This window comes from Rossellomorea vietnamensis (assembly GCF_008180415.1).
In the GTDB taxonomy this organism is placed as follows: Bacteria; Bacillota; Bacilli; order Bacillales; family Bacillaceae_B; genus Rossellomorea; species Rossellomorea vietnamensis_C.
On the sequence record NZ_VTEI01000002.1, the window covers coordinates 703,563 to 717,345 of the forward strand.

The window sequence follows — 13,783 nt, forward strand, 5'->3', positions numbered from 1 at the left end:
GTATTTGTGAAAACAGCCTATAAAAGCTTTTATTACCTTTTCTCTAGAAGCGAATTTACTCATTTATTTAAACTATATGCTGGAACTTTAGTCTTCCCAGCGAAGGAGATTAAAGTCACTCCAAGCAAAAGACGTACACTGTGTCAAAATTTATGTGCAAGCTAATACAGCCATTAGTTTATGGCTTTAAGTGACGGCGCCAAATAAATGAATGAAGACAGGACTGCTATCAAACCGCCAATGACAATAGCATGGCCGGTTCCAAACGTTTCAGCTATCACCCCGGCTGTCAATGCTGCCAGGGGCATTAACAGCCAGGTCATGAACCGGCTTGTAGCTCCAACACGTCCCACCAATTGCTCCGGGCTTAAGATTTGGCGGATCGTCACGATGCAGGTGCTCATAATGGCTGCCGAAATTGTACCGATTGCGTTCATTACTGCCAGAAGAACAAATGAGTCGGCCAGTCCAAATCCGATTATTGAAGCCCCTCCAATCGTTCCTCCTGTAAAAAGGATCATCCTGTATGTAAAAGCCTGCTTGATGAAATTCGTCAGTAAAGCACCCGCAATGGCTGCAGCGCCTCCAATTGACAAGAGGTATCCTATTTCAGCGGAACTGAAACCTGCTGTCAATTTAAGGTGGACCACCAGCATGGTGATAAAAAGGGTGGTGCCAAACACCGAAAAGAGCATGGCCAGATTGGTATAAAGAATCGGCTTCTCTTTTATTACAAACACAAAGCCTTCTTTCACTTCAGCCAGCCATCCGCTGCCCTTCTCCCGCTTCTCATGTGAAAGGTTCAAACTAAAGACAACCAAAAAACCCATCGCAAATGATAAACTGTTGATCAGCAAGCCAATTCCAGGATTATATATGCTGATTAAGATACCGCCGAGGCCGGGGGCAATAAAAACAGCTGTTTGAAAAATACCTGTATTGATGGAATTCACCAGCTGCAAATCTTTTTTTCGCACCAGCTTTGGAACGGATGCAAATTGAGAAGTATTATAGAGTTGAGTCAAAATCCCCATCACGAGTGCTGCAAGGCAGATTTCCCAGAAGTAAAGATTACCCAGCAAATAGAGAATTCCCATTACCCCGCTTATTATGAACCTTCCCGAATCACAGAAAAGCAGGATCCTTTTTCTATTCAGTTTGTCAGCCAAAACACCCGCAAGTGGCTGTAAAAGGATCGGCAGCCTTTCAAGCGCAGCCGCGATTCCCATACTCAACGGAGAGCCGGTAATCGCGAGCACGATAAGCGGCAGAGCGATCATGTAAATTTAATCTCCAAAGAAAGACACTAGATTTCCCCCAATAAACCTAAACACCTGATAATTCTTTTTAAATTGGGGCCGTTCCTCTTCAATTGGCACCTTGCTCATTAACTCTTCCATTTAGTCTCCCCTTGCGCCGTTACTTTTTTAAAAAGTTTTTAAGTTCTTCTGCCGCTGAATGAAGAATTTGCTCATTTATATAGTATTTCGATGCACTATCGGTTACAAGACGTGCCGATTTCAATAGCTTTAAGTGGTGATGAACAGTCGTTTTCCCCATTCCCATAATCTCTGTCAGTTCTTGAAGGGTCCTTGCTTTTTCGCTGATGAGTTTCAGGATTTTCAAACGGTTACCGTCTCCCAATGCTTTGTACCGTTGAACGAGCATTTTATCAGGAACATATTGGCTGTCTGGTGAAAGACTTTCATTCGCTACAGGGTAATAAATAACCTTGGTGCCCTCCAGGTCAGCCTCAACATTCCATGGACGATAAAAATAGTGAGGAATCAATAAAACAGTGAACACACTCGGTTCCGGCCTATATTTAATGCCATCCGTTGCCCACTCGACAAATTGCTCCGGTTTCATCTTCTCATTCATGTTACGCTTCGCTTCCATATCTCTTTGAAAGATTGCCTCCAAGTTACCTTCCTGGGGCTTTATCACAGTGTCATACCAGTACTGCATAACTGTAATCAGATGATGTTTTAACTCTTCCGCCTCTACTGTAAAAATGAACTCTAAATAGGCAGGAATAAATGAGTTCTCCCTTGTTTTATCCTGCAGCATTTCCAACGCTTCCCTAGAACCATGTATAAGCTGTGAAACTGCTGTGTTCATGTTTTTCCCTAAGTAAGGAATGGCAGCCTCCTTGAGCTCTTCCTCAGATAAATCCCTGACATAGGAGGCAAAAGAGGCTAAGTTCTGAAAGTCCTCCTGATGAAGCAACTGAAGAAGTGTTTTCCATGTGTTATTTTCTTTGACATATGTAAGCTGGTCATTTAGTTCCCTGGAGAAGGACCTGCATATCCCGTCCATTTCTTCTTTTGAAAAATCAAGCGTTTCAACCAAAGACTCATTGGTGATTGCTGCAATTCCCAGTGCAGTCTCCCACAAGAGGGAAGATTTAAACTCAATCCTGTATGTTTCTCTTCTCCTGCTTCCTATAGAATAAATATCCATTCTAAAACCTCCCTTTTTACATTCTATAATATTAGAATTATCAGTTCAAGGAATATAGAATTAAAATTGGAGTTAATTTGAAAGTATGTTTAGTTTACAGGCTAGTATGAGCAATAAAGCATCACATAAAGATAAAATGTATTCAATCTGCAGGTAAGCACATAAGTTACTCATAAAAAATTCTCCCTCTGAATTGGCGTTAAAAGCCTTTAACTCATATCTGAATGAGGTTTTTCCTCCGACAAAAAAAGACGCCAGCCTATGGCTGACATCTTAAAATAGTTCTATTTATTCTGTGACTGCCTCTTCTGAGACTTCCACTCTAATGGTCCTGATTCTTCGGTTGTCCACTTCTTCAACCGTAATTTTTACGTTCTCATAGTCAAAGCTTTCTCCCTCTGAAGGGATATCTTCAAAGCTTTCCACAACCCATCCTCCTATTGTATGGTAGGAGCTTTCAGGTTCAGGAAGGTTTAGTAAATCAGTGAATTCGTCCAGCTGATACTGGGAATCGAATGTATAGACATTGTCACTGATTTTTTTCATGGAATGAAATTTTTCATCTTGTTCATCCCAAATCTCTCCAACTATCTCTTCAAGAATATCTTCAAGTGTGATTAAACCGGTTGTTCCTCCGAATTCATCCACCACGATTGCCATATGAACTTTATCTTTTTGCAATTTAGTCAGCAGAGTAGAAATTTTGGCTGATTCAAAGACAAACATTGGTTCTCGTATCAATTCCCTGATATTCGCTTCACCATATTTTAATAAGTGAGTATAGAATTCCTTCTCTGAAAGGATACCGATAACATTATCTATGTGATCTTCATAAATAGGAATACGTGAAAAACGCTCTTCGAAAAAGATCTCTTTTATTTCCTCAACAGACTGGTTCACTTCTGCTGCCATGACATCAATTCTCGGTGTCAATACTTCCGATACCATGATATCATCAAAATCCATTGACCGGTGAATCAATTCTCTTTCATCTCTGTCAATGACTCCTTCTTCTTCACTTATATCCAACATCACTTTTAACTCTTCCTCAGTGACTGATGGCATGTAGTCGTTTTTTGAAAAAACCCTGGATACCCAATCCTTTAATTTGATAAAGAAGAAATTAACTGGAGTTAAAACCTTAATTAAAAGATAGAGTATGCCAGATATTTGCAAAGAGTAGGTTTCAGCATTTTCTTTAGCCAATGATTTCGGCAAAATTTCTCCAAAGATCAGGATTAATATCGTCATGCCAAAAGTACTGATGACCAATCCAGCGTTTCCTCCAAAAAGATCGGTTGCCAGTTTAGCTGAAATACTTGCAGCTGCTATATTTACAATATTGTTTCCAATCAGAATTGTTGATAAGGCACGATCAAAGTTTTCAGCAATATAGAGTGCCTTCTTGCTGCCTCTTGCGCCTTCACTCTCATAATTCCTTAATCTGATTTTATTGACACTTGAATACGCAGTTTCTGCAGAAGAGAAAAAGGCAGAAAGTAAAATTAAAACACCTAGAATAATCAATGAATACAGTGGTATATCGTCCAAAAAAACGTCACGCTCCTAAAATATTTTCAACTATTATTTATATTGATCAAACCGAAAGCATTACCAGTGATTGCAGCAATGCTACCGCTTGAGGGGACACTTTGTTCAAAACTTTCTTTTTGTCTTCTTCATTTAGTGAATTCACAACTTGAAGAATGTCATTGATCTCACCATTCAAATGATCCATCTCATTCTGGATATGATTGACTTGCTCCTCAACCACTCTATAATCTATATTATTTGATTTCTTTAGTGACAATCTCTGTTTGATCTCAGCCAGTGTCATGTGATTTTGCTGGCAGTGTTCAATCAACTTTAAGTTTTCCAGGGCATTGGTATCATAATAGCGATAGTTATTAGCAGATCTGGTGCATTCAAGAAGCCCCATTCTCGTGTAGTAATCGATCGTTCGCCTGGAAACTTCACAGACTTTAGCCAGTTCACCTATCTTATACAACTTCCCAAATAAATCACCTCAGCGTTATTATACTCTCTTTCTAATAAAGTGTACAGTTCTACGTAATGGTTTAGTTTTAATGGTAATTTCGATGATGCTAAACCCTTGAAACAACAGAAAGAGAAGGTGAATCCGGACTTTTCTTTTTTTAAAAGGCTGTTTTCGTAAAGATTGTGGCTATGGAAGAGATGGATTTCCACTCCAGTCGCACGCCTTCCGTTCCAATCCCCATACGTGAAAGGGGAGAAATTCAAATAGCCATCCAAAAGCAACAATCTTTTAGCGAAGAGCTTTTTAAAAATAATGTTGAAGTAAAAGGAATCAAGAAAACCATAGAAAAAAGAGGCTGCTGATTTACGGAAACGGCCTCTTCTTCTGTCATAATTTATTTAAGGGATTCCGCCACCAAAATAAGTTCAGATTTGCCCAGCATTTTATCCGAACTTCCACGGTCGTAAGAAATCGTCATGGAAACATCCTCCTCCTGCCATGAAAGGATGCTCGAGAACCTGGTTTCATGATAGTTTCCGGCTGTTCCATTAACCGTCACTGCTTCGACCTCAATAGAGGTTTCTCTGACAGCTTCGGGCAGATTTTCGTCAGTTTGGTCAACTAACCTGGCTCCTGGAGTATATCTGAGATGCAGGACTTGTTCTTCCTTCCCTTCTATCTTAATCCAGTAAGGGCTTAGAGAAGGAGCTTCCATCTCTATCTTTTCCACAGGTGAGGTCTCTGCCACCTCAAAAGGAACAAATTCAGGAAATTTCAATTGTGAAGGTAATTCTATCTGACCTCGTTCCGTTTTAAAGAAACCTGAAGGGGCAGCTTCTCCATTTCCCCTTTCAATCAGTCCTGACTCCGCTGCTCCAAAAAACATAAGTAGAGAGAAACTGGCGGCTATGAAGATAACAGACAACGTTTTGGCTAGCCAAAATTTTCTTTTACCAGATTTAATGGTTGTATTCTCTTCAAAATTTATGTTTTCCATCTTCTTCACCTTCTAATTGATTTTTCTCATTAGAAGATTACTAAATGGAAAAAGTTTCATTATTTTGAAAATTTTTATACTAAATGAACAAATCAGTTAACTCCTCAAATTTTTCTATGGAGTAATCCCATTCCTTTGTTTCCCCAAAGCCATACTTTGCGTAAACAAATGGCATGCCAGCATATTCTGCCGCCCTCAGATCACCTTCAGTATCTCCTACATATACAGGACTGGAAAGATTGTTCCTTTTCATGATGAGTTTGATATTCTCTCCTTTGGAAAGCCCTGTCCTGCCAGGATTCTCATAATCCATAAAATATTTTTCAAGTTCATGGTATTTATAAAATGCCTCTATGTATCCGTCCTGACAATTGCTGACTATGTATAATTTATACTTACCTGCTAGAACACCCAGTACTTCCTCGACCTTATCGTATAGATCGCCGCCTTGATTTCCTAAGTATTCACTTTCCAAGTCACAGCACTCTTTTAGTAGTGCCTCCCGTTCAACTTCAGACAAGGAAGGGAAAAGCTGCTCTCCTATTTCCTGAATTTGCAGGCCCATTGTAAAACTGAACTCCTCCCTTGTGAATTCGCGGGCAACTTTAGGATGTTCCTTGGTTATGCTGTTCCAAGCTGTCAGGACCGTATCCATCGAGTCCCACAAAGTACCGTCCAAATCAAAAATAATGCTGTCCATTCCACTATTCTCCTTTACCTATTTTCTTATATATGTACTACTTCTTTATTCGGAGACAAATCCCTTCTTATCCCATGACGGGAATAGGAGGGAACTAAAAAAATACTTCAGGCAGAACCGCTGCCTGAAGCTTTAATAGACTTAATTCCTCAGCAATCCCCTAAATACTAACGCTGTAAGGGTAACTGGTCTAACTGATTAAGGATTTCATCAGTGGTGATAATAGTAGCAAATTCTTTGTGAAGCATTGCCAGCTCAGCCTTCTGGATGTACTCAGGTGAATATTTCTTACCTTTCGAATCGGTTACTTCAAAAGCCGCAATGGCATCAGAGACGAGATAGGTTTGGTACCCAAAGTTGCCGCTCATACGTGTGGTTGTCGAAACACAATGCTGGGTTGATAAACCCGTTATCACGAGAGATTTTATTTCTTGCTTGTCGAGATACAATTGCAGGTCTGTACCAATGAAAGCACTATTGACGTTTTTCGGAAAGATTTTTTCTCCTGAAGCCGGCTGTATAATATCTTTGAATTGGGTGCCTTCCGGATTTCGATGATACAAAGGTGAGTCAGGCTGCAAGGATAAGTGCTTAGAGTAAAGTACTGTGCCTCTTCTCTTTCTCCATTCAGTCAGCAGCTTTGCCATATTTAATTCGGCTTCTGGATTATTACGTTGTCCCCAGTAGGGATCATCGAAACCTTTTTGTACATCCAGAATCAATAGTGCAGGAAGATTTAACAATTTTTGCATTTGCTCATTCTCCTGTCTGCATAACTCTAGTTTGGTATCCGCAGACTTAACCTAACCAGGAGGACGGAATCTGATACATACTTTTCAAAGGCTGTTTTCGCAAAAATGGTTATGGGTTCTGTTTTCGAACAAACTACTAATTACAAACTAAATGGTTGAGTTATACGAGGCTAGTATCAATGTTATACACATAAAAAAATAGTCAGTAGCTGATGCCTATTGGCTGTTCTGAAATAAATAGATTTCCGCTCCAGGTTCTCGACTCCGCGGGGTGCACGGTGAGCCTCATGGTGACCTTTTTCTGCTTTATCATAAGAATTTGGGCACCTAGACACTTCCTTGGTGACCTTTTCTAGGTTTACCACAAGAGCTTGGCTTGGGCAGCTAGATGCTCCCTTGGTGACCTTTTTAGGGTTTACACCAAAAATTTGGGCACCTAGATGCTCCCTTGGTGACCTTATTTGGGTTTACCACAAGAGTTTAGGCACCTAGACACTCGCTTGGTGACCTTTTTTGAATTTACCACAAGAGTTTAGGCACCTAGATGCTCCCTTGGTGACCTTTTATGAATTTACCACAAGGGTTTAGGCAACTAGACGCTCCCTTGGTAACCTTTTTTGAATTTACCACAAGAGTTTAGGCACCTAGATGCTCCCTTGGTGACCTTTTTAGGTTTACCACAAGAGCTTGGGCACCTAGATGCTCCCTTGGTGACCTTTTTTAGGTTTACACCAAGAATTTGGGCACCTAGATGCTCGCTTGGTGACCTTTTTTGGGTTTACCACAAGAGTTTGGGCACCTAGATGCTCCCTTGGTGACCTTTTTWGGGTTTACACCAAAAATTTGGGCACCTAGATGCTCCCTTGGTGACCTTTTTTAGGTTTACCACAAAAGCTTGGGCAGCTAGATGCTCCCTTGGTGACCTTATTTGGGTTTACACCAAGAATTTAGGCACCTAGATGCTTCCTTGGTGACCTTTTTTAGGTTTACCACAAGAGCTTGGGCAGCTAGATGCTMCCTTGGTGACCTTATTTGGGTTTACCACAAGAGTTTAGGCACCTAGACACTCGCTTGGTGACCTTTTTTGAATTTACCACAAGAGTTTGGGCACCTAGACACTCCCTTGGTGACCTTTTTTGAATTTACCACAAGAGTTCAGGCACCTAGATGCTCGCTTGGTGACCTTATTTGGGTTTACCACAAGAGTTTAGGCACCTAGACACTCGCTTGGTGACCTTATTTGGGTTTACCACAAGAGTTTAGGCACCTAGACACTCGCTTGGTGACCTTTTTTAGGTTTACCACAAGAGCTCGGGCACCTAGATGCTCCCTTGGTGACCTTTTACATCCCACCCTAAGAATTTGGGTACCTAGCACTTGTATTGAAATTATTAATCGGTCTACTAGTTGGTGTATTTATATATAGGATGAATGTTTCAAGCAGCCTCTCCTCGGTTCGACTGCGGGGTCTCACCTGTCCCTCTATTCCAGCAGGAGGTCGTACACTTGCAGCTCCAATCATCAATTAAACACAAAAGGATTTTTGAATATAATTGAATAAAGGCAATACTCTAATAACCTATATTAAATAGCAGTAAAGATGTTTAAAGGGGCCTTTTCAAATAATATGCCGGCTCGCCAAATTCATTGGTTGAAGAAGGAATTCCTCTAGGGATTTTTTATGAATAATTAGACTCATCACATATAAAAAACGGCAGCTTATCCAGATTCCGAAGAAGATGATAAGCTGCCTGCTGTCATTTTTTATAGAGTTCCATTAACCGTTCGACCGCTTGAGAAGCAGTCTTCCTTCCAGAAATCACTTCTGCTTCAATATCCGGAAAGTTTCTTTTTATATCAGGGTCATGAAAAAAGCTGTTCAAAATCCTGTCTGCAATCATGGAGTGAAGCCATTCTTTTGTTTGAGATTTCCTTCGGGCGGAAAAAACTCCGCTTTCCTTTGTTGCAGTTTGGAAATCTGCGATGGCTTCCCATATGTCTCCAATTCCTTTCCCGTGCAGCGCCGAACAGGTAACTGCCTGAGTTTCCCAGCCTTTAGTCGCCGGCTGCAGGAAATGAAGAATCCCTTTATATTCTCTTCTTGTTTTCTCGGCTGCAGGCAGATTGTCACCATCTGCTTTGTTGACCACAATCAAATCGGCAAGCTCCATGATGCCTTTTTTCATGCCTTGCAGTTCATCTCCCGCTCCAGTTATAACAAGCAGCATGAAGAAGTCGACCATTCCCCTCACAATGACTTCGCTCTGCCCGACACCTACCGTCTCTACCAGAATGACATCATAGCCTGCTGCTTCACATAGAAGCATCGTTTCACGTGTCTTCCGGTGTACCCCGCCGAGCACTCCTCCTGAAGGGGATGGCCGGACAAAAGCATTTGGGTTCCGTGACAGATTCTCCATCCTTGTTTTGTCGCCAAGGATGCTCCCTCCTGTAACGGTAGAACTGGGATCCACCGCCAGTACGGCCACTTTATATCCCTGCTCACAAAGCGATTCACCAAATGTTTCTATAAAAGTGCTTTTCCCTGCACCTGGAACGCCGGTAATGCCAATTCTGATACTGTTCCCTGTATGGGGAGTCAACTCCTTGAGCAGCTCCTGCCCCCGCTGAAAGTGTTCTTGTGAATTGCTTTCAATAAGTGTTATGGCTTTGGCAAGATCACGTCTGTTTCCCGACTTTACTCCATGTATCAGTTCATGAATAGGTTGATGAGCTTGTGATTTTTTCCTGAACATCTTGGGCTTGTTTCCCTGATTGAAGGAATCCGGCATCTACTCTGTCACTTCCTCATACCCGAGTTTGCGGTAGATTTCTTCTATCACTTTTTGTGCAGCAACCGGTATGACTGTTCCAGGCCCAAAAATGGCTGCAGCCCCGTTTTCCATTAAGAAACTGTAATCTTTAGGAGGAATGACGCCGCCGATGACGATGAGGATATCTTCCCTGCCCAGATTAGCAAGCTCTTTTTTTAGAGCAGGAAGCAGTGTTTTGTGTCCGGCTGCCAGGGAACTGACTCCTATAACATGGACATCGTTCTCCACCGCTTGCAGTGCAGTCTCTTCAGGTGTTTGAAAAAGCGGTCCGATATCCACGTCAAATCCGAGGTCGGCAAATGCTGTGGCAATTACTTTAGCACCGCGGTCATGACCGTCCTGCCCCATCTTGGCAATCATGATCCTGGGCCGGCGCCCTTCATCCTCGCTGAATTCTTCGGCCATTCTTTTCACCCTGTTGATTTCTTCTTCATTTGAAAAATTGGAACTGTAGACACCGCTGATTGAGCGGATCACTGCTTTATGGCGGCCCGACGCATTTTCAATCGCATCCGATATCTCTCCAAGCGAAGCGCGTGCCCTGGCAGCTGAAACAGCAAATTCCAGAAGGTTGCCCTTTCCTGTTTTCGCTGAGTTTGCCAGTTCATCCAACGCTGCTTTTACTTTATTGTTATCACGCTCCGACCTTAATCTCTCCAGCCTTTCGATTTGCTTGCGGCGGACTTCAGTATTATCGATATCCAATACATCCAGATCATCTTCTTTTTCAAGGCGGTATTTATTTACACCGATAATGACTTCTTTACCTGAATCAATTTTCGCCTGCCTTTCAGCAGCAGCTTCTTCAATCCTCATTTTAGGCAAGCCGGTTTCAATCGCTTTGGTCATGCCTCCCAATTCTTCGATTTCCTCGATATGCTCCCATGCTTTATCCATCAGCTGCTTGGTCAGGCTTTCAACGTAGTAAGATCCCGCCCACGGATCAATGACATCCGTTATCCCTGTCTCTTCCTGAAGATATAATTGTGTATTTCTTGCAATCCGGGCTGAAAAATCGGTCGGCAGGGCTATTGCTTCATCCAAGGCATTGGTATGAAGGGACTGTGTATGCCCCATCGCCGCAGCATGCGCTTCAATCAATGTTCTGGTGACGTTGTTATACGGATCTTGTTCCGTCAAGCTCCATCCAGATGTTTGAGAATGTGTCCTTAACGCCATCGACTTAGGATTTTGAGGGTCAAACGTCTTCATCATGCTTGCCCAAATCCTTCTGGCAGCCCTCATTTTCGCGACTTCCATGAAGTAGTTCATCCCGATTCCCCAGAAGAAAGATAGCCTTGGCGCAAATTTATCAATCGGTATACCTGCCTTAAGGCCTGTCCTGACATATTCCAGGCCGTCTGCGAGTGTGTAGGCAAGTTCTATGTCCGCCGGAGCTCCCGCTTCCTGCATATGATACCCTGATATACTGATGCTGTTGAACTTCGGCATATTTTTTGAGGTATATTCAAATATATCCGCTATGATTTTCATGGACATTTCCGGCGGATAGATATAAGTATTGCGCACCATATACTCTTTTAAAATATCATTTTGTATAGTTCCTGATAATTTTTCTGGTGAGACTCCCTGCTCTTCAGCCGTCACGATGTAGAAGGCGAGTATCGGCAATACGGCACCATTCATTGTCATTGACACGGACATTTGATCAAGCGGGATCCCATCAAACAGGACCTTCATATCCAGAATGGAATCTATTGCCACACCAGCCTTCCCAACGTCGCCGACAACACGGGGATGGTCTGAATCATAGCCACGGTGAGTCGCAAGGTCAAAGGCAACCGATAATCCCTTTTGGCCCATTGCGAGATTTCGGCGGTAAAATGCATTACTCTCTTCCGCAGTTGAAAAACCTGCATACTGCCTCACCGTCCATGGCCTGTTTACATACATTGTCGGGTATGGCCCCCTTGTAAAGGGAGCAATTCCCGGAAGGTCGTCACCATGTGAGATATCTTTAGTATCTTGTTCATTGTAAAAAGGCTTTACTGGAATTTTCTCGTTGGTCTCAAAAGCAGAGGCTGGGATTTGGTGACCTTCACTATGATTTACTTGCTTTATATTTATGTCTTGAAAATTAGGTTTACTTTTCATTTGAAGTACCCTCCCATCCTCTTAAAAGCGCATCTAATTTTTCTGTCATGTTCTGCCCCAGGTAAATGCTGCTGTCCAGTCCGGCTTCCTGTAATTCTTCCATTGCATCCTTACTCAGTCTTCCTGCTAAATCTATCTGCCGGCCCTCACGTTTGATAGAAGCCAGAATTTCTTTTGCCATAGCTTCATAGTCTTCATCTCTTCCACAAATCACGAAATAGTCCGCTTTCAACTCTTCAGTGAAAGCAGCAGCATCTTCTACCGTCAGACACTCCCTGCTTGGCAGCACACCGATACCGCCCGCAGCGAGGAACCCGCTTACAAAATCTGCCCTGGCTTTATGCTGCTTAATCTTTCCGAGAAGGATCAAACCGGCTAGAGGTTTGTCTTTTAAGCTCAAAGCTCTCTCTCGAAGGTTTTCAAAATCAGCTGAAAGGCGCTGGCGCTTTATTCCATGCGGCGGCTGCTTTTGCTCAGATGACAAATTTCCTGCTGGAGATTCCTCTAGATTGGAAAATACATTTGTTCCAATCAAATTTTGTTTTCTTATGGCTACATCCTTCTGTCTTCTATCAAACACAAGCTTGATATCATTCTGTAGAGTTCCACCCCTCAGGACCTTTATCAACCCGCCGTTTCCATCAAGTTCCTGGAACTTCTTCCACGCTTGTTCTGCCAAGGTGTTTGTCAGTGATTCAATGTAGTAAGAACCACCTGCCGGGTCGCTCACTTTGTTCAGGTGGGATTCATGGCTTAGAATCAACTGAGTGTTGCGGGCGATTCTCTCAGAGAAAGGTGAAGTTGTTCCTGACACTTCATCGAAAGGGGCTGTGTGAATATAATCTGCCCCGCCAAGCACCGCTGAAAAAGTTTCATTTCCTGCACGCAGCATATTGACATAAGGATCCAGCTTTGACTTTGTGAACACTGAGGTCTCTGCACTGAGGACGGCCTCTGTATCATTTAGCTCGTACGCTTCTGCAACATTTTTCCAAAGTGTCCTGAAAGCGCGGAGCTTGCTTATCTCTGTAAAGAAACTGCTTCCTATGGAGAAGTTAAAGATCAGCTTCCCTGCAGCTTGTTCCGCAGTCCATCCCTCTTTCTTGAGTTTCTCTATTACGGCAACTCCTGCAGCCAGCGCATAGGCCATTTCCTGAATGGCATTAGCTCCAGCTTCATTTAATGAGGATGTATCCACCACGATGGTTCTTAATTCAGGAGCGCTCTCATTTAAATATGTAATGTGTTCTATCCAAGTATTCATTGTTTCTGAAGAGTCTTTCACCACCATATCAGTGACAGGATCTGCTCCGAATACACCTGTCAGGCGAGAATATCCTTCTTTAAGCAGGCTGAAGCCTTCTGAATCTAGAGAGGCAATATGAAATAAAGGCGCTTTTTCTTTGATTGCCAGAGTGAAAATCTTCTCCATGACATTCTTGCTGAGACTTCCGTTGTAATCTGTAAAAGACACTGTGTCCTGCCCTCTTGTCAGAGCGGTGGAAAGCCGTTCCGGCAGACTGTCCTCATCTTCTGCTGTCACTCTTTGCGCTACCTTCCAGTCCCTCTTTGAAGAATGACGCTCTGTTGATTGTTTTTTATCAATATCTTCTTTTGTGTACAAGGGCTTTAAGGTAATTCCTTCATATGTTTCCTTATATAATTGGTCTATTGGTCTGCCCTTAAGTGATTCCTCGGCTTTGGCCTTCCACTCTTGGAGACCCACTCGTTCAAATGAGGTCGTTTTCATTTTATTAATGTCCATACTTTCGCTTAACGCTTCCCCCTCCCGATTTTTGTAATCGGTTTCATAAAACCTGTAGACTATTCAAAATTTTTATACTAATGCTATTTCAGTATATAAAAAAACTACGGCCACTTCAATGATAGCGGTGAAACTTTAATAAATGCGCTCCACTGCTT

11 protein-coding genes are annotated in these 13,783 nt (G+C 42.4%); 1 reads left to right on the top strand and 10 read right to left on the bottom strand.

Going from position 1 to position 13,783, the window contains the following annotated elements; genetic code table 11:
* Nucleotides 1-173: 173 nt before the first annotated feature.
* The 4 genes from FZC78_RS06095 to FZC78_RS06110 all read right to left on the bottom strand — a co-directional run bounded on the left by FZC78_RS06095 (nt 174) and on the right by FZC78_RS06110 (nt 4,471).
* On the bottom strand, nt 174-1,280 hold the full coding sequence (locus tag FZC78_RS06095) for an MFS transporter (protein WP_252183522.1): 1,107 nt from the start codon (nt 1,278-1,280) through the stop codon (nt 174-176).
* Between the two features lie 139 nt (nt 1,281-1,419).
* Nucleotides 1,420-2,463, bottom strand: coding sequence for an ArsR/SmtB family transcription factor (locus FZC78_RS06100; protein WP_148938727.1), 1,044 nt, complete (start codon nt 2,461-2,463; stop codon nt 1,420-1,422).
* A 288-nt stretch (nt 2,464-2,751) separates the two neighbouring features.
* Nucleotides 2,752-4,014 (bottom strand): hemolysin family protein, encoded by a 1,263-nt coding sequence (locus tag FZC78_RS06105; RefSeq protein ID WP_148938728.1) that lies wholly within the window; start codon nt 4,012-4,014, stop codon nt 2,752-2,754.
* Between the two features lie 46 nt (nt 4,015-4,060).
* A complete protein-coding gene (locus FZC78_RS06110) occupies nt 4,061-4,471 on the bottom strand; it encodes a MerR family transcriptional regulator (protein ID WP_148938729.1) in 411 nt (136 codons plus the stop codon).
* 179 nt (nt 4,472-4,650) lie between these two features.
* Here FZC78_RS06110 and FZC78_RS23500 point away from each other — a divergent pair, with 179 nt between their 5' ends.
* Nucleotides 4,651-4,824, top strand: a complete 174-nt coding sequence (locus FZC78_RS23500) for a hypothetical protein (protein ID WP_187444816.1) — start codon at nt 4,651-4,653, stop codon at nt 4,822-4,824.
* A 32-nt stretch (nt 4,825-4,856) separates the two neighbouring features.
* On the opposite strand, the gene FZC78_RS06115 is transcribed toward FZC78_RS23500, so the two are convergent.
* From FZC78_RS06115 to FZC78_RS06140, 6 genes are all read right to left on the bottom strand, one after another.
* Nucleotides 4,857-5,459 (bottom strand): hypothetical protein, encoded by a 603-nt coding sequence (locus tag FZC78_RS06115; RefSeq protein WP_148938730.1) that lies wholly within the window; start codon nt 5,457-5,459, stop codon nt 4,857-4,859.
* A gap of 79 nt (nt 5,460-5,538) precedes the next feature.
* Entirely contained in the window at nt 5,539-6,159 is a 621-nt protein-coding gene (locus tag FZC78_RS06120) for an HAD family hydrolase (protein ID WP_148938731.1), read from the bottom strand.
* 167 nt (nt 6,160-6,326) lie between these two features.
* Entirely contained in the window at nt 6,327-6,911 is a 585-nt protein-coding gene (locus FZC78_RS06125) for an isochorismatase family protein (RefSeq protein ID WP_148938732.1), read from the bottom strand.
* A 1,757-nt stretch (nt 6,912-8,668) separates the two neighbouring features.
* Entirely contained in the window at nt 8,669-9,703 is a 1,035-nt protein-coding gene (gene meaB / locus FZC78_RS06130) for a methylmalonyl Co-A mutase-associated GTPase MeaB (protein ID WP_148938733.1), read from the bottom strand.
* Complete coding sequence (gene scpA, locus FZC78_RS06135) at nt 9,704-11,860, bottom strand: methylmalonyl-CoA mutase (RefSeq protein WP_148938734.1); 2,157 nt, start codon at nt 11,858-11,860, stop codon at nt 9,704-9,706. It lies immediately after the preceding gene.
* Nucleotides 11,850-13,625 (bottom strand): methylmalonyl-CoA mutase family protein, encoded by a 1,776-nt coding sequence (locus FZC78_RS06140; RefSeq protein ID WP_148938735.1) that lies wholly within the window; start codon nt 13,623-13,625, stop codon nt 11,850-11,852. Before FZC78_RS06140 ends, scpA begins: the two co-directional genes overlap by 11 nt.
* Between the last annotated feature and the right edge of the window lie 158 nt (nt 13,626-13,783).

What these genes read in the sequence shown, in the direction of transcription:
- FZC78_RS23500 (WP_187444816.1), top strand. Translation starts at nt 4,651, where the DNA reads ATGGAAGAGATGGATTTCCACTCCAGTCGCACGCCTTCCGTTCCAATC.
- FZC78_RS06100 (WP_148938727.1), bottom strand. Translation starts at nt 2,463, where the DNA reads ATGGATATTTATTCTATAGGAAGCAGGAGAAGAGAAACATACAGGATT.
- FZC78_RS06120 (WP_148938731.1), bottom strand. Translation starts at nt 6,159, where the DNA reads ATGGACAGCATTATTTTTGATTTGGACGGTACTTTGTGGGACTCGATG.
- scpA (WP_148938734.1), bottom strand. Translation starts at nt 11,860, where the DNA reads ATGAAAAGTAAACCTAATTTTCAAGACATAAATATAAAGCAAGTAAAT.
- FZC78_RS06095 (WP_252183522.1), bottom strand. Translation starts at nt 1,280, where the DNA reads ATGATCGCTCTGCCGCTTATCGTGCTCGCGATTACCGGCTCTCCGTTG.
- FZC78_RS06140 (WP_148938735.1), bottom strand. Translation starts at nt 13,625, where the DNA reads ATGGACATTAATAAAATGAAAACGACCTCATTTGAACGAGTGGGTCTC.
- FZC78_RS06115 (WP_148938730.1), bottom strand. Translation starts at nt 5,459, where the DNA reads ATGGAAAACATAAATTTTGAAGAGAATACAACCATTAAATCTGGTAAA.
- meaB (WP_148938733.1), bottom strand. Translation starts at nt 9,703, where the DNA reads ATGCCGGATTCCTTCAATCAGGGAAACAAGCCCAAGATGTTCAGGAAA.
- FZC78_RS06125 (WP_148938732.1), bottom strand. Translation starts at nt 6,911, where the DNA reads ATGCAAAAATTGTTAAATCTTCCTGCACTATTGATTCTGGATGTACAA.